The following is a 22409-nucleotide window of genomic DNA, read 5'->3' on the forward strand; positions in this document are numbered from 1 at the left end:
ACCGCTCCCGGCGCCCGAAGGCGACCACGTCGACGGCCAGCGGCGCACCGAGCAGAGTGGATGCCTCGCGCACCGCGAGCGCCACGGCCTCCTCGTCGCTCAGTCCGGCGGTGGCCGGCGGCTCGGCCTGTGTGCCGAACGAGACCCGCAGCACATGCCTGCCGCCGGCAGCGCCGGCGAGCCACTCCCAGGTGGCGCTCTTGTGCGCGAGCGTGGTCGCCGCCGACGTCCCCGGCACCGTGTACACCGTGGGGCCGCGCGGGCTCTCATCGAGGGTCGGGGCATCGATCACGAGCGTCACCGTCTCGACGGGGAACTCTGCGGCAGGTTCGACGGGCAACGGGCCCGCGGCATCCAGCAGGCGGCGTGCCTCGCCCTCCGGGGTGGCCACGATCACGGCGTCGGCGCGCAGCGCGCCGGGGTCGGCATCCAGCTCTTCGTCCGTGTCGACGCGCCAGCCGTCCTCGTCGCGGACGACCGCCTCGACGCGAGTGCCGGTGCGCAGAGTCGCCCCGAGCAGCCCCAGCCGGGAGCACAGCGCCTCGACCAGGCGCAGCATCCCGCCGCGGATGCTCACCGGCCCCACGCTCGCTGCCGCGCCCTGCGCGGCGACGGCGGCCAGCAGCGACCCGGTCGTGGTGAGCGCGCCGTTGAGGCCGGGGGCGGCGATGCCGACGTCGATGTCGTCGGGATGCACACCGTAGACGCCCATGGTGACCGGCGCCACGATCCGGTCGAGCACGCGGGCGCCGAGCCGCGAGCGCACGAGCACGCCGAGGCTGCGCTCGGTGCCGACCGTCAACACCGGCTTGACGCGGTCGGCATACGCCCGCCAGGCCCCTCGTGTGCCGAGGATCTGCTGCACCTCGGGGGCGAACGGGCTTGCGGGGATGCCGAGCACCGTGCCCTCCGGCAGCGGAGCCGCCACTCCGCCGGGCAGGCCGGCCACCCACGCGTGCGCGGACGACGACGCCACGACGTCGTCGCCGAGCCCCACCTCGTCGATCAGGGCGCGCACGTGCCCGCCGCGCGGCGAGAAGCTGTCGGCACCGGCATCCAGCACGAGATCGTCGATCATCGCCCGGCGGACGGTCCCGCCCAGGCGATCGGATGCCTCGACCACCGTCACGCCGAGCCCCACCTTGGCGCACTGCAGCGCGGCGGCCAGCCCCGCCATGCCGCCGCCCACCACGACCACGTGCCGACTCGCGGCGCGGACGGCCGCGTCGGGAAGGTCGGTCGGCGGGGTGTCGTCGGGCACGACGCCCATCCTCCCACGCCCGCGCTGCGGCGCGTTCTTCGACCGGGCTCTCGAAGCCCTGGAGGATCAGGAGGATATCTTGAACGCCATCGACGCGCGCGCAAGCGATCCAAGACCTCACGGTTGCACGCAGCTCAAAGGTGGCAACGGCGCGATGCGTATCCGTATCGGCGACTACCGCGTCATCGACGACGTCAACGACGGAGAGGTCGTGATCCTCGTGTTGGCGATCGGCCACCGCCGCGAGGTTTACCGGTGAGAACCTTCCCTCAGACCGGATCCGTCTTGAGCCGAGCTGCGGCAACGACGTCGATGCGCGTGCCGTTCACAAGGAACTTCTCGCGCTCAAGCCCCTCTTGAACGAATCCAGCAGCGTGGGCTACCGCGGCAGACCCAGGGTTGTTCGCGCGGTAGCCGAGCTCGAGGCGGTGCAGCCCTCCCTCGCCGAGTTCGCGATCTGCCAACGCACGCACCAGTTGCGAGGTGATGCCGCGTCGCCGAGCATCGGGGTGTGCCCAATAGAACAGCCAGCCGTTCGCGTTGTCGTGATCGACCGAGACAGCCGCAAAGGCAAGCAGCAGGTCTGCATCATCGACCGCGACGAGCGTGCGCATGTCGGGATTCTCTCGCATCCGGCTCACATAGCCGCAGGCCGTAGCCAGGTCGTGAACATCACCCTGACGGCTCATCTCTGCAGCATCCGAAACGAAGGCATCCAGAACCCTCTCGGCATCGTCTGCGCGCAACTCGCGGAACACCATCACACCCACCAGCCTATGAGTCCTGCCGGAGGCGCGAATGGCACACTGGACGCATGGCCCTTCACATCACCGACGACACGGCCGCCGACGATCTGCTCACCAGCAACCCGCTGGCGCTCCTCATCGGCATGCTCCTGGACCAGCGTGTGCGCTAACCACTGGCGGATGCGTGATCAGCCGCCGGCTGCCTCGGCGAGGAGCGAGGTGATCGCCACGCGCACGCGGGGCAGTTCGATACTGATGGTGGCCCACACCGCGTCGTAGTCGGTCGCCTCATAGTGGTGCGCAAGCCGATCACGCATGCGCTTGATGCTCGACCAGGGCACCTGCGGATTTGCGACGATCATTTCATCGCTCAACCGTACGACGTTCTCACCGATCTTGATGATGATCGATTCGGCCGCGAGCCCTGGTGTATTGAGATCGTCCGAGACATACCACTCGTGGCCTCGATCAGCCAGTCGCGCGCCATCGTCACACAGCCGGATGATCTCACGCAGCGCCCGTTCATCTCTCTCACTCACGCGGCCACCGCTGACCGGAGGATCGGATGATCAGCGGGGAGTCCGCCGTCGGTGATCACGTCGACCGGAACGCCGAGCAACTGTTCAGCGGCGAACGAGAACTCGGCGATGGTGAGCAGTCCGACGTCGGGCGAGCGGGTGACAAGGATGTCGAGATCGCTCTGCGCGGTATCCGTTCCCCGCCCGGCGGAGCCGAACACGCGCACGTTGCTCAGTCCGTGCTCCGCAGCGAGATCCTTGAGCTCGTCACGATGCCGTTCGAGCGCCTCGTGCGGCAAAGGGCGCATAGCTGACAGCAGCCTGCCGACCATCGCCGACGACGGAATCCGTCGCCCAGACTCATATGCGGCGATGTTCGGTTGCGCAACACCGCTGCGCAACGCGAGCTGTGATTGGCTGAGCCCGGCTCGCTCGCGCATCTCGCGCAGCTCTTCGCTCATATCATGATGATATTGCAGTGCCTGATCCAAGGGAACAGCGGCAACGCACGAACACCATCATCAGCTGACGCGACTTCAGACCGGTCGGAGTCCCGCCACAAAGACGAGGGCGGACAGTCTGTCAAGATTGCCTGATGAGAATAGAAGTCGTGCCGTACTCGCCCGGATGGGCGGCCCAGTTCGAGGAACTCGATCTCCGTCTTCGAGCTGCGCTGAGCACCGTAGATTTCGTCGCCATCGAGCACGTCGGTTCGACGGCAGTTCCTGGTCTTGCTGCGAAGCCCATCCTCGATGTGGACATCATCGTCCGCCGATCCGCAACCCATGACGCAATCGCGGCGCTGACCGCGGCCGGATACACGCATCGCGGCGATCTCGGCGTCACTGACCGCGAAGCGTTCAGTGCACCTGACGAGAGTCCGCCACGTCACGTCTATCTCTGCATCGAGAACACCCTGCACGTTCGCAACCATCTCGCGGTGCGTGACGTCTTGCGTCAGAATCCATCACTTCGCGACCGGTACGCAGAAGTGAAGCTCGACCTTGCACGCGACCCAGACATCGATATCGGCCGCTACCTTGCGGGAAAGTCCCTCATCCTGCAAGAAGTTCTCGCGGCGTCCGACCTCACCTCCGACGAGAAGCGGAAGGTCTTCGAGCTCAACACCAGGTAGCGAGGCGTGGCCATGTGACGGTCCGCAACCAATGGGAGAATGGACCCATGGTCCTCCACATCACCGGCGACGCCGCTGCCGACCGCCTGCTCACCGAAGACCCGCTGGCCCTCCTGATCGGGATGCTCCTGGACCAGCAGGTCGCCATGGAGACTGCGTTCGCCGGTCCGCTCAAGATCGAGCAGCGCATCGGCTCGGTCGACGCCGCCGCCATCGTCGGCTGCGACCCCGACCGCTTCGCGGCCGCGTTCAAGGAGACGCCCGCCGTGCACAGGTTCCCCGGGTCGATGGCCGCACGCGTGCAGGCGCTGTGCGCAGCGATCGTCGCGGACTGGGGAGGGGATGCCGCGGCCCTGTGGACCTCCGACGAGCCGTCTGGCGCCGAGGTGCTCACACGCCTCAAGGCGTTGCCGGGGTTCGGCGAGCAGAAGGCGAAGATCTTCCTCGCGCTGCTGGGGAAGCAGTACGGGTTCACCGGCGACGGGTGGCGCGAAGCATCCGCTCCGTACGGCGAGGAAGGCTCGTACCGCAGCGTCGCCGACATCGTCTCGCCGGACTCGCTGGCGAAGGTGCGCGAGCACAAGCGCGCCATGAAAGCCGCTGCGAAGCAGTAGCCGGCGCCCGGTAGGTTCGGGGCATGGCTGATCTCGACCGACCCATACACCCCGATCCGTACCCACTGCTGCCGGCCGTGCCGTCGTTCACCGTGACGAGCGACGATGTCGCCGACGGGCAACCCCTGGAGGACGATCAGGTCGCCGCGCTCGGCAACACGTCGCCGCAGCTGGCTTGGAGCGACGTGCCCGAGGGCACGCAGTCGTTCGTCGTGACGTGCTTCGACCCCGATGCGCCGACGCCGTCCGGCTTCTGGCACTGGGTGCTCGTCGATGTGCCCGCGAACGTGCGCTCGCTCGCGGCCGGCGCCGCCGCGCAACCGCTGCCCGCGGGGGCGTTCCACGTGCGAAACGACGGGGGCGAGGCGGGCTTCATGGGTGCTGCGCCGCCCGAAGGCGACCAGGTGCACCGGTACTTCTTCGTCGTGCATGCCGTCTCCGAACCCAGCCTGGGGGTCGGGCCGGATGCCTCGCCGGCCGTCGTGTCGTTCACCCTGGCGTTCAAGACGCTCGGCCGCGCGATCATCCACGGCACCTACCAGCACTGACGCGGCGCCGACCCGCCGCGCTTCAGCACTCGGCGCGGCGCGCGCGTGCCTCGGCCCGCATCGCCGTGATCGACTGAACGGGCAGGGCCCGACTCACGCGCCGCGCAGCCGCTCCGCGAGGTAGGCGCCGAGCGCGTCGAGCGGCACGCGCTCCTGCGCCATCGTGTCGCGGTCGCGAACCGTCACGGCGCGGTCCTCGAGCGAGTCGAAGTCGACCGTGATGCAGTACGGCGTGCCGATCTCGTCCTGCCTGCGGTAGCGGCGGCCGATGGCTCCGGCGTCGTCGAAATCGATGTTCCACCCGTGGCCGCGCAGGCCGTTGGCGACCTCGCGGGCCAGCGGCGACAGGTTCTCGTTGCGCGACAGCGGCAGCACCGCGGCCTTGACCGGCGCGAGGCGCGGATCGAGCCCCAGCACCGTGCGCGTGTCGGTGCCGCCCTTGGCATTCGGCACCTGCTCCTCCCGGTAGGCATCCACGAGGAACGCCATCATGGCGCGCGTGAGACCGAACGACGGCTCGATGACGTACGGCGTGTACTTCTCCCCCGCGCCCTGGTCGAAGTACGTCAGGCTCTGGCCCGAGGCCTCGGTGTGGCTGTGCAGGTCGTAGTCGGTGCGGTTGGCGATGCCCATGAGCTCGCCCCACTCCTTGCCGGCGAAGCCGAACCGGTACTCGACGTCGATGGTCCCGGCCGAGTAGTGCGCACGGTCCTCCTTCGGCACGTCGTACTGGCGCATGTTGTCGGGGTCGACGCCGAGGTCGATGAACCAGTTCCACGAGGCATCCACCCAGTGCCGGAACCATTCGTCCGCCTCGGTCGGCGGCACGAAGTACTCGATCTCCATCTGCTCGAACTCGCGCGTGCGGAAGATGAAGTTGCCGGGCGTGATCTCGTTGCGGAACGCCTTGCCCACCTGGCCAACGCCGAACGGCGGCTTCTTGCGGGCCGCTGTGACGACGTTGGCGAAGTTGATGAAGATGCCCTGTGCCGTCTCGGGGCGCAGGAAGTGCACGCCCGACTCGTCGTCGACGACGCCGAGGTACGTCTTCATGAGGCCCGAGAACGCCTTCGGCTCGGTGTACTGTCCCTTCGTGCCGCAGTTCGGGCACGGAACCTCGGAGAGCTCGGCCTTGCGGCCCTTGCGCGCCTCGAAGTCCTCGAGGAGGGTGTCGGCGCGGAAGCGCTTGTGACACTGCAAGCACTCGATGAGCGGGTCGGTGAAGGTGGCGACGTGACCGGATGCCTCCCAGACCCGCTTCGGCAGGATCACCGAGGAGTCGAGCCCCACCATGTCGCCGCGGCCGCGCACGAACGTCTGCCACCACTGGCGGCGGATGTTCTCCTTCAGCTCGGTGCCGAGCGGGCCGTAGTCCCACGCCGAGCGCGAGCCGCCGTAGATCTCACCGGCCTGGAACACGAACCCGCGGTGACGGGCGAGCGCGATGACTTTGTCGAGGCGGGACTGTTCGGCCACGGTGGCTCCAATGGTCGGGCGGTGCTGGTCGGGCGGTGCGCCGCGAGCGCGGCATCCCGATCCTATCGGGGGTACGTCGCCGGCCCGAGTGTGCGGCGGCGGTGTCTCGCGGGTGCGGGTTTCGTGCGCGATACTGGCCGGCGGGGCTCACCCGCTGACAGAGTCGCGGCGCCTCTGAACCACCAGCGTCACCGTGTCCTGCCCATCGGTCTCGGCATGCTCATCGGCTGCTGCGGTCGCCGCGAGTGCCGCGATGCCGGCGTTCCGCCGCGATCGGCCGGCATCTGGCGTCGCACATATCCCGCACCGCGGGTGTGGCACTGGCCTTCGTCGCCGTGCGCCGGCCGCTCATCGAGCTCCCGTCGATCTGCCTCGCAGACGTGACGCCCGAGCGCCTCGCGTACGTCGACCTCGTGATCGAGGCCGCGCACCCGGCCGTCGTCGCCGATCAGGGCACACGGATCCTGCCGCACGCCGATCTGATGGTCGTGTCGGCAAGGGCCAGCCCCTGATCGGGGTGTCCGGCTCCGAGATGCCGGACGCGATCGCCCATTCGCTGACGATGTACGCGGGTGGGCAGCCGGGGCTGTGGTTCGGCTGAGGCGACGGATCAGCGCGCGGCGTCGTGCTCGGTGCGGGCAAAGTCGCGTTCGAAGTCGGCCAGCCGCGCGCCTTCGGCACGCAGCTGCACCAGCAGCGCTGCCGCACCGGCGGACGGCGCGCGATCCTTGCGGAGCGTGACGCCGACCGAACGTCGAATGGCATTCAGCGGCGTTCCCAGGATGCGCAGGTCGTCGTCGTCCACGGCGATGAACATCGGGAGCGCGGCGATCACATCGCTGTTGACGAGCAGGTGCCGCAGCGTCAGCATCGACGTGCACTCGACGCGGTCGGCCGGCAGCGGCAGACCCTCGTGGAAGAAGACCGCCTCGAGCTCTGCACGGAGAGCCGTCTGCGCGACGGGGAAGATCCACGGACAGTGCACGAGATCGGCCAGCGAGACCCGCGCGCGCTCGTGCAGGTGGTGACCCGACCTCGCCACCAGCCGGATCGGCTCCTGATGCAGTCGCTCCTGCTCCAGCCGCACCGGCACACTCGGCGAGAGACGCCCGACGGTGAGGTCGATGTCGCCGGCCAGAAGCATCTGCTGGAGCATGTCGGGAGTGCTCTCCCGTATGACGACCGTCAGCCGCGGATGCTGCGTCTTCAGCGCAGCGACCGCCCGGGGCAGGAGCAGGTTCGACCCGGCCAGGTGGGTCCCGACCGTGACGGCACCGAGCTGCCCCGACTGCAGCAGCCGCACCTCTTCACCGGCGGTGCGCAGCTCCGCGAGCACCGAGCGGGCGCGTTCGATGAACGATCGGCCGTACTCGGTGGGGGTCACGCCCCGCGGCAGCCGCTCGAACAGCGGAACCCCCAGCACCTTCTCGACCTCGCGCAGCCCACGGGTCACCACCGGCTGGGTCACGTGCAGCGATGCGGCGGTGCGCACGAGCGTGCCCTCGTCGGCGATGGTGGCGACGAGGACGAGGTGCCGGATCTTCAGCCGTCCGTCGAGCAGGGGGTCTGCGACCACGCACCGGAGTATAGCAGTATGGGCATGGCACTGCCACAAGTGGGTATTTGTAGGCATCGGCCCGACTTTCTATCGTCATGTGTATGACCTCCTCGACAACGGCGACCCGCCAGCTCCGCAATCTCATCGATGGCGAGCTGGTCGACGGCATCTCGGGGTTCGTCAAACTCGACCCCACGACCGGGCTCCCCCTCGCAGAGGTGCACGAAGCGGGGCGCCACCAGGTCGATCGCGCCGTTGCCGCCGCACGCGCCGCCCTGGACGGGCCGTGGGGACGCATGACCGTCAACGATCGCGCCACGGTCCTGCGTCGCATCGCCGATGCCATCGAGCGTCGCTTCGACGATCTGGTCGCTGCCGAAGTGGGCGACACGGGAAAGCCCGAGACCCTCGCCCGCGACCTCGACGTCGCGCGTGCCGCAGCGAACTTCCGGGCGTTCGCCGATGTCACGGCATCCACGGGTCTCGACTCGTACCTGACCGAGCTTCCCGGCGGCCGGCAAGCCCTCAACTACGCGGTGCGCAAACCGCTCGGGGTGGTCGCGGTGATCGTGCCGTGGAACCTGCCCCTCCTGCTGCTCACGTGGAAGCTCGCCCCTGCCCTCGCGGCCGGCAACACCGTCGTGGTCAAGCCGTCCGAAGAGACGCCGTCGTCGGCGACACTGCTGGGCGAGATCCTGCTCGAAGCAGGGCTGCCGGCGGGTGTCGTCAACGTCGTGCACGGATTCGGCCCGGATTCCGCCGGCGAGTTCCTCACGTCCCACCCCGGCATCGACGGCGTCACGTTCACCGGCGAGACATCCACCGGGGCAGCCATCATGCGCACCGTCGCCCCGCGCGTGCGGCCGGTGTCGTTCGAACTGGGCGGCAAGAACGCCGCCGTGGTCTTCGCCGACGCCGACCTCGACGCCGCCGTCGCCGGCTTGTCGCGCTCGACCTACCTGAACACCGGGCAGGTCTGCCTGTGCACCGAGCGCATCTACGTCGAGCGCCCGATCTTCGACGAGGTCGCCGCACGCCTCAGCGAGAGCGCCGCCCGCCTCCGGCTCGGGCGCCCCGACAACCCCGCCACGACGACGGGACCACTCATCTCGCAGCAGCACCGCGAGAAGGTGCTCTCGTACTTCGAGCTCGTGCAGGACAGCGGCGCGACCGTCCTCACCGGGGGCAGAGTGCCCACGCTCGGCGACGGTCTCGACGGTGGCTTCTGGATCGAGCCGACCCTGTGGGCGGGCCTCGACAACACGCACCGCGCGGTCCGCGAGGAGATCTTCGGCCCCGTCGCCGCCCTGATCCCGTTCGACTCCGAGGATGAGGCCGTCTCGCTGGCGAACGACACCGAGTACGGTCTGGCGGCCGCGACGTGGACGCGCGACCTCACACGCGGCCACCGCGTCGCGCAGCGCATGAACGTCGGCATGTCCTGGGTCAACACCTGGTACCTGCGCGACCTGCGCAGCCCGTTCGGCGGCATGGGCCTGTCGGGCGTCGGACGCGAAGGCGGCCACCACTCCCTCGAGTTCTACACCGAGCCGACGAACGTCTGCGTGCAGCTGTGAGCGAGACGACGCAGGCGACGCACGACGCCGACGAACGACTGCTGAGGGCGGCCGAGACCGGCACGCCGTGCGCACCCGTGCGCGATCTCCTCGGTGACGCCGACCAGGATGCCGCGTACGCGGTGCAGTCACTCGCAACCGCGCGGCGCATCGCCCAGGGCCGGCGCGTGGCCGGCCGCAAGATCGGGCTCACCTCGCGCGCGGTGCAGGCGCAGTTCGGTGTCCACGCACCCGACTACGGTGTGCTCTTCGATGACATGATCGTGGCCGACCGCGAGCCGCTGGCGCTCGACCGCTTCCTGCAGCCTCGCATCGAGGCGGAGGTGGCGTTCGTGCTCGGCCACGACCTCGAGTCGCCCACGACGCACGTCGCCGACGTCCTGCGCGCGACCGAGTTCGTGCTGCCGGCCATCGAGATCGTCGACTCGCGCATCGCGGGGTGGGACATCCGCATCACCGACACCATCGCCGACAACGCATCGAGCGGTGCCGTCGTGCTGGGCACGACGCCCCGCCGCCTGGACGGCATCGACCTCTCGGCCGTGGGGATGAGCATCGACCACGAGGGCGCGGCGGTGTCGACCGGTTCGGGTGCCGCGTGCCTGGGCAGTCCGGTCGTCGCCGTTGCCTGGCTCGCGCGCGCCGTCGCACGTCACGGCCACCCGCTGCGTGCAGGCGAGATCGTGCTGTCCGGGGCCCTCGGACCCATGACCCCGGCCGCCGCGGGAGTCTTCCGCGCGCAGCTCGATGGTCTCGGCGACGTCTGCGCCGACCTTCACGATTCGCGTCGGGAGGCGATCGCATGAGCACGGGTATCGCCATCATCGGATCGGGCAACATCGGCACCGATCTGCTGATCAAGGTCATCCGGCTGTCGGACACGCTTCACGTCTCCGCCATGGCCGGCATCGACGAGCACTCCGACGGCCTCGCACGGGCCCGCCGGCTGGGCGTCGCCACGACGCACGAGGGGGTCGAGGGCCTGGTGCGCATGCCCGAGTTCGCCGACGTGGCACTCGTGTTCGACGCCACGTCGGCGGGCGCACACGTCCGCAACGACGCACTGGTCCGCGACGCCGGCCGTCTCATGGTCGACCTCACGCCCGCCGCGATCGGCCCCTACGTCGTCCCAGTGGTCAATATCGACCAGCATCTGCAGGCACCGAACGTCAACATGGTCACATGCGGCGGTCAGGCCACCGTGCCCATCGTCGCCGCCGTCTCGCGCGTCGCGCCTGTCGCGTACGCCGAGATCGTGGCCTCCATCGCCTCGAGGTCCGCCGGACCCGGAACGCGGGCCAACATCGACGAGTTCACCGAGACGACGGCACGGGCGATCGAACACATCGGCGGCGCCGAGCGGGGCAAGGCGATCATTGTGCTGAACCCCGCCGATCCGCCGCTCATCATGCGCGACACCGTGTACTGCCTCATCGACGGAGACGTCGACGAGAGTGCCGTGCGCGCTTCCGTCGATGAGACGATCGCCGCGGTGCAGCAGTATGTCGGCGGCTACCGCCTCAAGCAGGAGGTGCAGTTCGATCGCGTCGACGACGGGCACGTGCCAGCACTGGACCGCCCGTTCCACGGCACGCGCGTGACCGTCATGCTCGAGGTCGCCGGCGCCGGACACTACCTGCCGGAGTACGCAGGCAACCTCGACATCATGACCAGCGCCGCGCTGCGCACCGCAGAGCGTCTCGTGGCCGCGCAGAAGGCCGGTGCCGCATGAGCCCCACAGCACCCCGCGTCTACGTGCAGGACGTCACGCTCCGCGACGGCATGCACGCGGTCGCCCATCGCTATTCGGTCGATCAGGTGCGCGAGATCGCGGCCGCGCTGGAGCGCGCCGGAGTGGATGCCATCGAGGTCGCCCACGGCGACGGGCTCGGCGGTTCGAGCGTCACCTACGGGCACGGTGCCACCACCGACGAGCACTGGATCGAGGCGGCGGCGTCGGTGCTGCAGCGAGCGCGGCTGACCACGCTCATCCTGCCCGGCATCGGCACCCTCGACGATCTCGCCCGTGCCCGCGATCTGGGCGTGCAGAGCGTGCGCGTCGCGACGCACTGCACCGAGGCCGACGTCGCCGCCCAGCACATCGCCTGGGCACGGGACAACGGAATGGATGTCTCGGGCTTTCTCATGATGAGCCATATGAACGATCCACGCGGCCTCGCAGAGCAGGCCAGGCTCATGGAGTCCTACGGCGCGCACTGCGTCTACGTCACCGACTCGGGCGGTCGGCTCACCATGAACGAGGTCGCCGAGCGCATCGACGCGTATCGCTCGGTGCTCGACCCGGGCACCGAGGTCGGCATCCACGCGCACGAGAATCTGTCGCTCAGCGTCGCCAACAGCGTCACCGCCGTAGAGCACGGCGCATACCGGGTGGATGCCTCGCTCGCCGGGCAGGGCGCCGGCGCCGGCAACTGCCCCATCGAGGCCTTCGTGGCCGTCGCCAATCTGCTGGGGTGGGAGCACGGGTGCGACCTGTTCGCGCTGCAGGATGCGGCCGAAGACCTCATCCGTCCACTGCAGAAGCGCCCCGTGCGCGTCGACCGCGAGACGCTCACTCTCGGCTACGCGGGAGTGTACTCGAGCTTCCTGCTGCACGCCGAGCGGGCGGCCGAGCGGCACGGTCTCGATGCGCGCGACATCCTCATCGAGCTGGGGCGTCGCCGCATGGTCGGCGGGCAGGAGGACATGATCGTCGACGTCGCACTCGACCTGGCCGCTGCGCGTGCCGCGGAGGTGACCGCATGAAGCCTCCGTTCCTCGAGACCGAGGCGCTCGGCGCGCAGCTCGACGACGCGCAGGTGCGCGCGACGACGACGCGGCAGCCCTCGGACCTCACACCCCTCGGCATCGACGCCGCCTACGCAGTGCAACACGCGCTTCTGGCCCGCCGTGTGGCCCGCGGCGAGAAGCCCGTCGGCGTGAAGCTCGGCTTCACGAGTCTCGCCAAGGCGCGGCAGATGGGCGTCGGCGAGCTGATCATCGGCACCATCACCGACCGCATGCAGGTGCAGGACGGCGGCACGCTCGACCGGCGCACGTTCATCCATCCGCGCATCGAGCCGGAGGTCGCCTATCTGATCGGCCGTGACATCGCGCCAGACGATCCCCTCGACCCCACTGCCATCGTCGCCGTGGCGCCGGCGCTGGAGATCATCGACTCCCGATACGAGGACTTCCGGTTCGACCTCGGCGACGTCGTCGCCGACAACACCTCTGCCGCGGCGTTCGCCGTGGGGCCGTGGGCATCGCCGAGCGCCGCCGGTGATCTCGGGAACCGCGCAGTGTTACTCGAGATCGACAGCCGGATCGTCGAGACAGGGTCGACCGCAGCGATCCTCGGCGACCCCGCTCGCGCCCTGCCGGCCGCGCAGCGGCTCGGTGCGGCGCACGGATTCGCGCTGCGCGCCGGCACGATCCTGCTCGCCGGAGCCGCCACCGCGGCCGTCGCGCTGCCCGCGCGCGGCATCGTGGAGGCAACGATCACCGGACTCGGCCGTGTATCGGTTCGCATCGAAGGAGCCGCATGACGATGAACGACGCAACAGGGATCACCGTCGCCGGCAAGGCGACACCGCGGGGGCGATTCCCGCATGTCAAGATCGCGGGTGACCTGGTCTTCGTGTCCGGCACGTCGAGCCGCCGGCCCGACAACTCCATCGAGGGGGCCGAGGTCGACGAGTTCGGCACAACGAAGCTCGACATCGCCGTGCAGACGCGCGCCGTGATCGAGAACATCCGCGGTCTGCTCGCCGTTGCCGGATGCACGCTCGACGACCTCGTGCAGACGACGAGCTTCCTCGTCGACATGAACGACTTCGGCGCCTACAACGCCGTGTGGGCCGAGTACTTCGACGAGCGCGGGCCGGCCCGTACGACCGTCGCCGTGCACGCGCTGCCCCACCCGCATCTGCGCATCGAGATCCAGGCCATCGCCCAGCGCGCGGCGGCGACACCGACGTCGCCGGACAACAAGGAGGAACAATGAGCACGAACATCCCGCCGGTCATCGACTTCCCGGCATGGATCAAGGAGAACGAGCACCTGCTGAAGCCGCCGGTGAACAACAGGCAGGCGTTCATCCCGATGAACGACTTCATCGTGCAGGTCGTGGGCGGCCCGAACAAGCGCACGGACTACCACTTCGACCCCTACGAGGAGTGGTTCTACCAGTACCGCGGCAATATGCACGTGAACATCATCACGGAGGACGGTCCGCGGCGGATCGACATCCGCGAAGGCGAGATGTGGCTGCTGCCCGGCAACGTGTACCACTCGCCGCAACGGCCCGAAGAAGGCTCGATCGGCATCGTCATCGAACGCATCCGCGAAGAGGGCACACTCGAGAAGTTCGCCTGGTTCTGCCCCGAGTGCCACACCAAGGTGCACGAGGTCGAGCTGCAGGTGCGTGACATCGTCGACGACCTTCCTCCGGTGTTCCGCGAGTTCTACGAGAGCGAAGAGGGACGCACCTGCCCGAACTGCAGCACCGTCCACCCCGGCAAGGGCTGAACGCGTTGCAGAAGATCGACATCCACAGCCACTTCGTCCCACGGGGCTGGCCGCACCTGGCGGACGCGGCGGGCCCGGGCGAGTGGCCGTGGCTGAGGGTGGACTCCGAGCGCGACGCCATGATCATGGTCGGATCACACGAGTTCCGACAGATCGGTGCGAACTGCTGGGACGCGGACGTGCGGCTGGCGGAGATGGATGCCGACGGCGTGACCATGCAGGTCGTGTCACCGACACCGGTCTTCTTCTCCTACGAAAAGCCGGGTGTGCAGGCCGCGAGGGTGGCGCGGATCTTCAACGATCTCGCCCTGGAGATCTGTGCTGCGGCGCCCGACCGGCTGATCCCGTTCGCGCAGGTGCCCCTGCAGGACCCCGATGCCGCGTGCGCCGAGGCCGACCGCGCGGTCGCCAACGGTCATCGCGGCGTCGAGATCGGCAATCACGTCGGCGATCGCGACCTCGACGACGAAGGCATCGTCACGTTCCTGCAGCACTGCGCCGAGCGCGGCATCCCTGTCTTCGTCCATCCGTGGGACATGCCGAACTCGCTGCGCCTCGACCGCTGGATGAGCCGCTGGCTGACGGGCATGCCCGCCGAGACGCATCTGTCGATCATCGCGCTGATCCTCGGCGGCGTCTTCGATCGGGTGCCCCCATCGCTGCGCCTCGCCTTCGCTCACGGCGGCGGCTCGTTCGCGTTCTGGCTGGGGCGGTTCGAGAACGCATGGCGTGAGCGACCGGACGTCGTCGGGGTGAGCGCACACCCGCCCTCCTCGTATCTCGATCGATTCAGCGTCGACTCCGTCGTCTTCGACCCGAAGGCGCTCCGTCTGCTGGTCGACACGCTCGGCGCGGAGCGTGTCATGCTGGGCACCGATTACCCCTATCCACTGGGCGAGAGGCCCGCCGGTGCGGTCGTCAACCGGTCGGACTTCCTCACCGATGCGCAGCGCTCGGCGATCCTGCACGGGAATGCCGAGCTCTTCATCGGGCTCGGTTCGCGGGTCGAACAAGAACGGATACTTCTCACATGACCGTCCCCGTACCCACCGATCGTGCGCAGTGCGTCGCTCTCGACGAGGCCGATCCGCTCGCAGGTTTCCGCGACCGCTTCACCCTTCCGAAGGGCGTCATCTACCTCGATGGCAACTCTCTGGGAGCGCTGCCGCGCCACACGGCGGCGCATGTCGAGCGCGTCATCCGAGACGAGTGGGGCACCGGGCTGATCCGCAGCTGGAACGAGGCCGGCTGGTTCGCGAAGCCGACGGACGTCGGCGACCGGCTCGCGCCGCTCATCGGCGCGGCCCCTGGGGAGGTCGTGATCGGTGAGTCGACGTCATCGAGCCTGTTCCAGGCGGCTGCGGCGGCCGCACGGCTGCGCCCGGGCCGCCACGCCATCGTCGCCGAGCGAGGGAACTTCCCCACCGACCTCTATGTGCTCGAGAGCGTGCAGACGCTGATCGGCCCTTCGCTGTCCGGTGGTGGCGCGCCCCTCGAGCGCCGCCTCATCGCGGACGACGGACCGACCCTCGACGAGGTACTCGACGACGATGTGGCCGTCGTGGTGCTCACACATGTGGACTACCGTACGGGGCGCATGTACGACATGGCCGAGGTGACGCGCCGCGTGCACGCCGCCGGTGCGCTCATGGTGTGGGATCTGTGCCACAGCGTCGGTGCGGTGCCCGTCGACCTGAACGGCGCCGGAGCCGACTTCGCTGTCGGCTGCACCTACAAGTACGTCAACGGCGGCCCCGGCGCACCCTCGTTCATCTGGGTCGCACAGCGGCACCAGTCGTCCGTGCGGCCCGCGCTGACCGGCTGGCACGGTCACGCCCGGCCCTTCGACTTCACCGTCGACTACGAACCGGCCGACGGCATCACGCGGTTCCGCGTCGGCACGCCGCAGCTGCTGTCGATGGCGGGGCTCGAAGCCAGCCTGGACGTCTGGGCCGACGTCGACATGGCACAGTTGCGTGCGAAGAGCCTGCAGCTGACAGACCTGTTCATCTCTCTCGTGGAGACTCGCCTCGCGCGCTGGCAGCTCGAGGTCGTCACGCCTCGAGAGCACGAACGTCGCGGCAGCCAGGTGGCACTGCGATTCGAGGACGGGTACGCCGTGATGCAGGCGCTCATCGAACGCGGCGTGATCGGCGACTTCCGCGCGCCGGACCTGATGCGGTTCGGCTTCGCGCCGTTGTACGTGTCGCACGCCGACGTGTGGGACGCGGTCGCGGCGCTCGACGAGGTTCTGGAATCCCGCGTGTGGCGCGAGCCGCGCTTCACGCAGCGCAGCGCGGTGACGTGATGTCACGCGTCGCGCACGACACGCCCAACGCGGCATACTGTATCCAATAGCCGCATTGGAACCCATCGAGAGGCCCGCATGACCGCCAACGACTCCGCGCCGCGGCCGGTCAGCCACGACACCTCGGCGCTGGAGAGCATCGCGGAACGGCACCGGCCCGGCTACCGGTCGGTCGGCACGATGGCCTACGACATCATCCGCGAGGCGATCCTCGAGGGCGCGCTCGCCCCGGGCCAGAAGCTGCGGCAAGAGCTGCTCGCCGAGTCGATCGGCATCTCCCGCGTGCCTGTGCGCTCGGCCCTCATCCAGCTCGAAGCGGATGGACTCGTCGAGTTCCACGCACGCCGCGGAGCAGTCGTCAAGACGCTCTCGCCCGAGACCGCACGCGAGGTGTACGCGATCCGCACGCTGCTCGAACTCGAGGCACTGCGGCTGTCGATGGCCGATCTCAGCGCCGAGCGCCTCGAGCGCATCGCACGACTTGCCGCCGCCGCCGACGACCAGATGGAGGGTACGGACTTCATCGAGGTGCGCACGCGCTTCTACGCCGAGCTCTACGGCGCCGAGTCCCGCCCGATGATGTGGGAGATGATCGCACAGCTCCGCCTGAAGCTCGGCCGCTATGTGCTCGGCTGGCGGGTCGTCGGCGGTGAGCACCGACACTCGCACGCCGAACTCGTGGCCGCCGTCGCGTCGCAGGACGTCGATGCGGCGCAGGCGGTCCTGCGGACCCACCTCGAGAGCGTGCGTGACGCCGTCCTCGCGATGCTCGACACAGACTCCGGCGACGACGTCGGCGTGGCCTGACATGCACATCGGTCTCGCCGCGATGCTGGAGCACGCACCGCCGCAGGACGTGCTCGCCCAGGTGCAGCGCGCCGAGGCGGCGGGCTTCCGCGGCGTCATGGCGAGCGACCACTTCCAGCCGTGGCTGCCACGGCACGGGGCGGCATCCCATGTCTGGAGCATGCTCGGCGCGATCGGCACGCTCACCACGGGGGACCTCGGCCCCGGCGTCACGACCCCCACCTTCCGCACCCATCCGGCCGTCGTCGCCCAGGCGGCCGCGACGCTCAGCGCGATGTTCCCCAGGCGTGCGTGGCTCGGGCTCGGCTCGGGCGAGGCCCTGAACGAGCACATCACCGGCGAGTACTGGCCCGAGGCACCCGAGCGCATCGAGCGCATGTTCGAAGCCGTGGACCTGATCCGCAAGCTCTTCACGGCGTCGCGTGCGGGCCGCGACGTGCGGCACACCGGACCGCATTTTCGTCTCGAGTCCACCCGGTTGTGGACCATGCCCGAACAGGCGCCCGACCTGTTCATCGCGACCGCCGGCCCGCAGACCGCACGGCGCGCCGGCCGCGTCGCCGATGGTCTGATCACGACCGCCGCCGCCCCGGAGCGCCTCGAGAGCCTGCTTGCGCGGTTCGGCGAGGGGGCACGCGAGGCCGGGCGCGATCCCAGCACGATGCATCGCATCGTGCAGATCCACCTGTCGTGGGCACCCACCGACGAAGAGGCGGCACAGCAGGCTCTCGCGGAATGGCCGATGGCGGGAATGCGCTTCCGGCGTTCCGACGTGCGCTCTCCGTTCGAGCTCGAGCAGCTCGCACGCCTGGTGCGCCCCGACGACATGACCTCGGGCATCGTCGCCTCGGCCGATCCCGACGTGCATCGCGCGGCCATCCAGCGACTCGCCGATATCGGCTTCGACCGCATCTACCTGCACAACGTCGCGCGCGGCAACGACGAGTGGCTCGATGTCTTCGGACGCGACGTCCTTCCCCATATACACTCCTGAAAGGACCCACAGACATGACCCTCACTCTGGGATACAAGGCCTCCGCCGAGCAGTTCGGCCCTCGTGAGCTCGTGGAGCTGGCCGTGCGGGCCGAAGCGCACGGCTTCGAGTCGGCGTTCGTGAGCGACCACTTCCAGCCGTGGCGGCACACCGGCGGCCACGCCCCGTTCTCGCTCGCGTGGCTCACCGCAGCGGGTGAGCGCACGTCGACGATCCGCCTGGGCACGAGCGTGCTGACCCCGACGTTCCGGTACAACCCCGCCGTCATCGCGCACGCGTTCGCGACGCTGGGCTGCCTCTACCCTGATCGGGTGCTCCTCGGCGTCGGCACCGGGGAGGCGCTCAACGAGATCGCCACCGGGTTCCGCGGAGCCGGCGAGCAGACCTGGCCCGAGTTCAAGGAGCGCTTCGCGCGGCTGCGCGAGGCGGTGCGGCTCATGCGCGCGCTGTGGGCGGGCGAGCGCATCACGTTCGAGGGCGACTACTACTCGACGCACGACGCATCCATCTACGACCGTCCGGAGGGCGGCATCCCGATCTACATCGCCGCGGGCGGGCCGATGGTCGCCAAGTATGCCGGCCGTGCCGGCGACGGCTTCATCTGCACATCGGGCAAGGGCGCCGAGCTGTACGTCGACCAGCTGCTGCCGGCCGTCGCCGCAGGTGCCGAGGCGGCCGGGAAGGACCCGGCGGTGCTGGACCGCATGATCGAGATCAAGCTGTCGTACGAGCACACGAGGGAGGCGGCGCTGGACAACACCCGGTTCTGGTCGCCGCTGTCGCTGTCGAAGGAGCAGAAGCACGACATCACCGATCCGGTCGAGATGGAGAAGGCAGCCGACGCCCTGCCCATCGAGCAGATCGCGAAGCGGTGGATCGTGGGGAACAACCCCGACGAGGTCGCCGCGCAGATCGGCCAGTACATCGACTGGGGCTTCAACCACCTCGTCTTCCACGCCCCCGGCCACGACCAGGAACGATTCATGACCCTGTTCGAGGAGGAACTGGCCCCGCGACTGCGGGCACGCTGAACGCTTCGGCGAGCGCGACCACCGCACGTCCCGTCGTGGGATTGGTGAGGATGTCGGCGTGCACCTGCCAGACATCGCGGATCAGCGCGGGCGTCAACACCTGGGCCGGCCCGCCGGCGGCGACGACGCGCCCCTGGGCCATGACCACGACGTGATCGGCCGCCGACATCGCCAGGCTGAGGTCGTGCAGAGCCGCGACGACCGTGGCGCCGCCGGCGGCGCGGGCACGCACCACGGCGAGCGCCGCGAGCTGCGCTCGAACATCGAGATGGTTCGTGGGCTCGTCGAGCAGCAGCATCCGGGGTTCCTGCGCGAGCGCGCGCGCGAGCTGCACCCGCTGTTTCTCACCGCCCGACAGCGTCGCGTAGCGTCGCGCCGCCAGCGCGGTGCCGTCGACAGCCTGCAGGCTGTGCTCGACGACCGCGTCGGCGTTCCCGTCCGCCTGGCGCCATGCGCCCTCGTGCGGGATGCGCCCCAGCGCGACGACGTCGCGCGCGCGCAGGCCCTCGAGCGGCCCCGGCTCCTGCTCGACGAGCGCGAGCCGGCGGGCGCGCTCACGACGCGGCATGCGCAGCAGGTCTTCGCCGTCCAGCGACAACTCGGTCATCGTAGAGGGCACACCGCCGGCCAGCGCATGCAGCAGGGTGCTCTTGCCCGCACCGTTGGGCCCGAGGATGGCGGTGATCGCTCCGGGCGGCGCGAGGAGGTCGACGTCGTGCAGCACCGACTTTCCGGAACGCGCGACGCGCACGCCGCGGCAGACCAGTCCGGTCATGATGCTCGCCCCCGGCGGATCATGATGAGCGCGAACACGGGTGCGCCCACGATGGCGGTGACGATACCGACCGGCAGCTCACGCGGGTCGAACACCGTCCGTGCCAGCGTGTCGGCCCACATCAGGAACACGGCCCCTGCCAGCGCCGACAGCGGCAGCAGCGTGCGGTGCAGCCCACCCGTGACCATGCGGATCGCGTGCGGCAGGATGAGCCCGACGAACCCGATCGCACCGCTGACCGAGACGAGCGCGCCGGTCAGCACCGCGGTCAGCATGAGCAGCAGCACACGTGTGCGTCCTACGCGCACGCCCAGTGCGGCAGCGGCCACGTCGCCGAGCACGAACGCGTCGAGCGTACGTGCCGACAGCAGGATCGGCACCGCCACGACCAGCAGCGCGCCGCCGGCGATCACGACCGACTCCCACGTGATGCCCGAGAGCGAGCCCAGCAGCCACGACAGGATCTCGCGGTAGCTGTCGCCGGTCGCACTCCAGAAGATCACGAGGCTGGTCAGCGCGGCGAACACGGCCGAGACGGCGATGCCGGCGAGGATCGTCGTGGCCGGCGACAGGGAACCGGCCGCGCGTGCCAGCCCCAACGTGGCGGCGAGCGCGAGCAGTGCTCCGAGGAACGCGGCGACGGGGAGCACGATCGCGACCCCGAGCACGAGCACGACGACCGCGCCGACCGAGGCGCCAGACGACAGCCCGAGCAGATACGGGTCGGCGAGGGGGTTGCGCACGAGCGCCTGCATCACGGCCCCGCACATCGCCAGGCCCGCACCCACCGCAGCGGCGGCCAGCACGCGGGGCAGGCGTAGCTCCCACACGATGCTCTCGCGCAGGCCGGTCAGCGTGCCCGCGCCGATGCCGACGTGCGACAGCAGTGTCGCGATGACGTCCCCTGCCGAGATCCCGGCCGGCCCGATCGTGGTCGCCAGGACGATCGACAGCAGCAGGCCCGCCACGAGCACCGCCGCCGTCGCCTCCGTGCGCAGTGCGCGCAGCCGAAGCTCGGAACGAACGCCCAGCCGGGCGGTCTGGACGCTCATAGCCCGTTCAGCTGGGCCACCAATGCCGAGACGGCGGCGACGTTGCGCACGCCCGCTTCCGTCGCGGGGAAGTCGACGACGAGGTAGCGCCCGGCCTGCACCGCGCTCAGTTTCGAGGTGACGGGGTGCGATTCGAGGAAGGCGACCTTCGACTCCGCGGTGTTCCAGTCGGCATCGACCAGCACGATGACGTCGGGATCCTGATCGGCGATGGCCTCCCACGACACCGACGACCACGTGTCGTGGATGTCGGCGAACACGTTGTCGAGGCCCGCGGCGGCCATCAGCATCTGCGGGGCGCCGATGCCGGCGCCGACGAACGGCGTGTCCTTGCCCGACGAGTACCAGAGCGCGGTCAGGCCCCGGCCGTCGGGCTCGATGGCCGCGAGCTCGGCGCGCTGCTGTTCGACGAGCGCGGCCGCCGCGGCATCCGCGCCGACGATGCGTCCGGTCTCGACGAAGTCCGCGAACACGCCGTCGAAGGTGAGGGGATCGGGCATGTACCCCTCGCCCTTGCAGGCCGACGGCGCGACGTAGGTGCCGACGTCGAGCCGGTCGAGCGTGGCGCGCTCCCCGACGCCCTCGGCGGTCAGGTTCGACTCCCAGCCGGCGAAGACGAGGTCGGGCTCGAGCGCCAGCAGCGCCTCTTGCGACGGCAGCTTCTCGGCCAGTTGCGGGATGCCTCCGGCCGCCGCAGCGAGTTCGTCCGGCACCGGTCCATCCGGGAAGGCGTACGCGATGACGCGGTCCTCGACGCCCAGCGCCAGCAGAAGCTCGAGCGTCGACGACTTGATCGTGACGATCCGATCGGGCGGCGCGTCGACGGTGACCTCGAAGCCGCAGTTGTCGGCGACGAGCGGGAACTCCGCGGTCGTGGGCTCGGGTGTTGCGCCGGCGGCGGCACCGGCGCAGCCGGTGAGCGCCAGCGCCGTCGCGGCGACGGCGACGGCCGCGGCGCGACGTATCGGGGCATGATGCCGAGTGGACGTTTTCATGGGCGACTCCGCACGAAGGTGATCGATGACTCCGCCGAATACGGGCAGAAGAGGATCGAGCCCAAGTCGGGACTCAGCAAGCGCCGGTCATGCGAACCGTCTGTGCACACGCTACGCCGGTCGCACCAAGAGCGCAATACTGGATTCTGTATCCACTTTCGCGCTGATGCCCCCGGTCGACATCGCCGGCATCACGATGGATCCTCCCGGTCCGGTCTCGTCCCGCGGCACGTCGGCGCAGATGTCGCAGCTGACCGATGAGACGATCGCGCAGGTCATCCGGCTCATGCAGCGGCGTGTGCTCATGATGGTGCAATTCCGTCATGTCGGCGGCGCGTTGCACCGCGCGGCGCCCGATGCCGGCGTGCGTGTCACGGTGCCCGGCGAGATCACGATGTACTCGGTGGGCATCCTGGCCGACCCTGCGCGCGCTCCCGAGGTGGTCGCCGAACAGAAGCGCCTGGACGAGATCGTCGCCCCCCTC

At 69.5% G+C, this 22409-nt stretch carries 27 protein-coding genes and 1 pseudogene; 19 read left to right on the top strand and 9 right to left on the bottom strand.

Annotation, left to right across the window (positions count from 1 at the left end):
• Window positions 1-1261 (bottom strand): protoporphyrinogen/coproporphyrinogen oxidase (locus ACK5IN_RS06660; RefSeq protein ID WP_416895414.1); only part of this gene is annotated, 1261 nt, incomplete at its 3' end.
• 79 nt (window positions 1262-1340) lie between these two features.
• On the opposite strand from ACK5IN_RS06660, the gene ACK5IN_RS06665 reads away from it, so the two are divergent.
• Complete coding sequence (locus ACK5IN_RS06665; RefSeq protein ID WP_416895415.1) at window positions 1341-1520, top strand: type II toxin-antitoxin system RelE family toxin; 180 nt, start codon at window positions 1341-1343, stop codon at window positions 1518-1520.
• Window positions 1521-1530: 10 nt separating this feature from the next.
• On the opposite strand, the gene ACK5IN_RS06670 is transcribed toward ACK5IN_RS06665, so the two are convergent.
• Window positions 1531-2022 (bottom strand): GNAT family N-acetyltransferase, encoded by a 492-nt coding sequence (locus tag ACK5IN_RS06670; protein ID WP_416895416.1) that lies wholly within the window; start codon window positions 2020-2022, stop codon window positions 1531-1533.
• Between the two features lie 53 nt (window positions 2023-2075).
• On the opposite strand from ACK5IN_RS06670, the pseudogene ACK5IN_RS06675 reads away from it, so the two are divergent.
• Window positions 2076-2171 (top strand): annotated as a pseudogene (locus ACK5IN_RS06675) (Fe-S cluster assembly protein HesB); the annotation flags it as partial.
• Window positions 2172-2195: 24 nt separating this feature from the next.
• On the opposite strand, the gene ACK5IN_RS06680 reads toward ACK5IN_RS06675, so the two are convergent.
• Together ACK5IN_RS06680 and ACK5IN_RS06685 are read right to left on the bottom strand one after the other, a co-directional pair.
• Window positions 2196-2546 carry a DUF86 domain-containing protein gene (locus ACK5IN_RS06680; RefSeq protein ID WP_416895417.1) on the bottom strand — a complete coding sequence of 117 codons (351 nt, stop codon included), beginning with the start codon at window positions 2544-2546 and terminating at the stop codon, window positions 2196-2198.
• The gene (locus tag ACK5IN_RS06685) at window positions 2543-3016 is read right to left on the bottom strand and encodes a helix-turn-helix domain-containing protein (RefSeq protein WP_416895418.1); all 474 of its coding nucleotides are present in this window, start codon (window positions 3014-3016) and stop codon (window positions 2543-2545) included. Before ACK5IN_RS06685 ends, ACK5IN_RS06680 begins: the two co-directional genes overlap by 4 nt.
• A gap of 119 nt (window positions 3017-3135) precedes the next feature.
• Here ACK5IN_RS06685 and ACK5IN_RS06690 point away from each other — a divergent pair, with 119 nt between their 5' ends.
• From ACK5IN_RS06690 to ACK5IN_RS06700, 3 genes are read left to right on the top strand one after another with little or no spacing between them, the layout of a single operon-like run.
• A complete protein-coding gene (locus tag ACK5IN_RS06690) occupies window positions 3136-3660 on the top strand; it encodes a GrpB family protein (RefSeq protein ID WP_416895419.1) in 525 nt (174 codons plus the stop codon).
• A 47-nt stretch (window positions 3661-3707) separates the two neighbouring features.
• Window positions 3708-4274, top strand: a complete 567-nt coding sequence (locus ACK5IN_RS06695; protein ID WP_416895420.1) for an HhH-GPD-type base excision DNA repair protein — start codon at window positions 3708-3710, stop codon at window positions 4272-4274.
• A gap of 23 nt (window positions 4275-4297) precedes the next feature.
• The gene (locus ACK5IN_RS06700) at window positions 4298-4822 is read left to right on the top strand and encodes a YbhB/YbcL family Raf kinase inhibitor-like protein (RefSeq protein WP_416895421.1); all 525 of its coding nucleotides are present in this window, start codon (window positions 4298-4300) and stop codon (window positions 4820-4822) included.
• A gap of 93 nt (window positions 4823-4915) precedes the next feature.
• On the opposite strand, the gene ACK5IN_RS06705 is transcribed toward ACK5IN_RS06700, so the two are convergent.
• Window positions 4916-6298 carry a glycine--tRNA ligase gene (locus ACK5IN_RS06705; protein ID WP_416895422.1) on the bottom strand — a complete coding sequence of 461 codons (1383 nt, stop codon included), beginning with the start codon at window positions 6296-6298 and terminating at the stop codon, window positions 4916-4918.
• Between the two features lie 314 nt (window positions 6299-6612).
• Between ACK5IN_RS06705 and ACK5IN_RS06710 the strand changes: the two genes are divergently transcribed.
• Window positions 6613-6810 carry a hypothetical protein gene (locus ACK5IN_RS06710; protein WP_416895423.1) on the top strand — a complete coding sequence of 66 codons (198 nt, stop codon included), beginning with the start codon at window positions 6613-6615 and terminating at the stop codon, window positions 6808-6810.
• A gap of 98 nt (window positions 6811-6908) precedes the next feature.
• Here ACK5IN_RS06710 and ACK5IN_RS06715 read toward each other — a convergent pair whose 3' ends face one another.
• On the bottom strand, window positions 6909-7874 hold the full coding sequence (locus ACK5IN_RS06715) for a LysR substrate-binding domain-containing protein (protein ID WP_416895424.1): 966 nt from the start codon (window positions 7872-7874) through the stop codon (window positions 6909-6911).
• 83 nt (window positions 7875-7957) lie between these two features.
• On the opposite strand from ACK5IN_RS06715, the gene ACK5IN_RS06720 reads away from it, so the two are divergent.
• The 12 genes from ACK5IN_RS06720 (at window position 7958) to fgd (ending at window position 19103) form a co-directional block, all read left to right on the top strand.
• Complete coding sequence (locus ACK5IN_RS06720) at window positions 7958-9433, top strand: 2-hydroxymuconic semialdehyde dehydrogenase (protein WP_416895425.1); 1476 nt, start codon at window positions 7958-7960, stop codon at window positions 9431-9433.
• The gene (locus tag ACK5IN_RS06725; RefSeq protein WP_416895426.1) at window positions 9430-10239 is read left to right on the top strand and encodes a 2-keto-4-pentenoate hydratase; all 810 of its coding nucleotides are present in this window, start codon (window positions 9430-9432) and stop codon (window positions 10237-10239) included. The genes ACK5IN_RS06720 and ACK5IN_RS06725 overlap by 4 nt, the downstream gene beginning before the upstream one ends.
• Window positions 10236-11165, top strand: a complete 930-nt coding sequence (locus tag ACK5IN_RS06730) for an acetaldehyde dehydrogenase (acetylating) (RefSeq protein WP_416895427.1) — start codon at window positions 10236-10238, stop codon at window positions 11163-11165. Before ACK5IN_RS06725 ends, ACK5IN_RS06730 begins: the two co-directional genes overlap by 4 nt.
• Window positions 11162-12199, top strand: coding sequence for a 4-hydroxy-2-oxovalerate aldolase (gene dmpG, locus ACK5IN_RS06735; protein ID WP_416895428.1), 1038 nt, complete (start codon window positions 11162-11164; stop codon window positions 12197-12199). The genes ACK5IN_RS06730 and dmpG overlap by 4 nt, the downstream gene beginning before the upstream one ends.
• On the top strand, window positions 12196-12981 hold the full coding sequence (locus ACK5IN_RS06740) for a 2-keto-4-pentenoate hydratase (protein ID WP_416895429.1): 786 nt from the start codon (window positions 12196-12198) through the stop codon (window positions 12979-12981). Before dmpG ends, ACK5IN_RS06740 begins: the two co-directional genes overlap by 4 nt.
• A complete protein-coding gene (locus ACK5IN_RS06745; RefSeq protein ID WP_416895430.1) occupies window positions 12978-13439 on the top strand; it encodes a RidA family protein in 462 nt (153 codons plus the stop codon). Before ACK5IN_RS06740 ends, ACK5IN_RS06745 begins: the two co-directional genes overlap by 4 nt.
• Window positions 13436-13963 (top strand): 3-hydroxyanthranilate 3,4-dioxygenase, encoded by a 528-nt coding sequence (locus ACK5IN_RS06750; RefSeq protein ID WP_416895431.1) that lies wholly within the window; start codon window positions 13436-13438, stop codon window positions 13961-13963. The genes ACK5IN_RS06745 and ACK5IN_RS06750 overlap by 4 nt, the downstream gene beginning before the upstream one ends.
• 5 nt (window positions 13964-13968) lie before the next feature.
• Window positions 13969-14997, top strand: coding sequence for an amidohydrolase family protein (locus ACK5IN_RS06755; protein ID WP_416895432.1), 1029 nt, complete (start codon window positions 13969-13971; stop codon window positions 14995-14997).
• Window positions 14994-16271 (top strand): kynureninase, encoded by a 1278-nt coding sequence (gene kynU / locus ACK5IN_RS06760; protein ID WP_416895433.1) that lies wholly within the window; start codon window positions 14994-14996, stop codon window positions 16269-16271. Before ACK5IN_RS06755 ends, kynU begins: the two co-directional genes overlap by 4 nt.
• A gap of 78 nt (window positions 16272-16349) precedes the next feature.
• Window positions 16350-17078 carry a GntR family transcriptional regulator gene (locus tag ACK5IN_RS06765; protein ID WP_416895434.1) on the top strand — a complete coding sequence of 243 codons (729 nt, stop codon included), beginning with the start codon at window positions 16350-16352 and terminating at the stop codon, window positions 17076-17078.
• Between the two features lies 1 nt (window position 17079).
• A complete protein-coding gene (locus ACK5IN_RS06770; protein ID WP_416895435.1) occupies window positions 17080-18072 on the top strand; it encodes a TIGR03557 family F420-dependent LLM class oxidoreductase in 993 nt (330 codons plus the stop codon).
• A 14-nt stretch (window positions 18073-18086) separates the two neighbouring features.
• Window positions 18087-19103, top strand: coding sequence for a glucose-6-phosphate dehydrogenase (coenzyme-F420) (gene fgd / locus ACK5IN_RS06775; RefSeq protein WP_416895436.1), 1017 nt, complete (start codon window positions 18087-18089; stop codon window positions 19101-19103).
• Here the strand turns inward: fgd and ACK5IN_RS06780 are convergent.
• Genes ACK5IN_RS06780 through ACK5IN_RS06790 form a run of 3 tightly spaced genes read right to left on the bottom strand, consistent with a single transcriptional unit; the run spans window position 19054 to window position 21925 of the window.
• Entirely contained in the window at window positions 19054-19878 is an 825-nt protein-coding gene (locus tag ACK5IN_RS06780) for an ABC transporter ATP-binding protein (RefSeq protein ID WP_416895437.1), read from the bottom strand. The genes fgd and ACK5IN_RS06780 overlap by 50 nt on opposite strands.
• Window positions 19875-20930, bottom strand: a complete 1056-nt coding sequence (locus ACK5IN_RS06785) for a putative F420-0 ABC transporter permease subunit (RefSeq protein ID WP_416895438.1) — start codon at window positions 20928-20930, stop codon at window positions 19875-19877. Before ACK5IN_RS06785 ends, ACK5IN_RS06780 begins: the two co-directional genes overlap by 4 nt.
• Window positions 20927-21925, bottom strand: a complete 999-nt coding sequence (locus ACK5IN_RS06790; RefSeq protein WP_416895439.1) for a putative F420-0 ABC transporter substrate-binding protein — start codon at window positions 21923-21925, stop codon at window positions 20927-20929. The genes ACK5IN_RS06785 and ACK5IN_RS06790 overlap by 4 nt, the downstream gene beginning before the upstream one ends.
• A 166-nt stretch (window positions 21926-22091) precedes the next feature.
• Here ACK5IN_RS06790 and ACK5IN_RS06795 point away from each other — a divergent pair.
• Window positions 22092-22409 (top strand): hypothetical protein (locus tag ACK5IN_RS06795; RefSeq protein WP_416895440.1); only part of this gene is annotated, 318 nt, incomplete at its 3' end.

This window comes from Microbacterium sp. (assembly GCF_047971895.1).
Classification (GTDB): Bacteria; Actinomycetota; Actinomycetes; order Actinomycetales; family Microbacteriaceae; genus Microbacterium.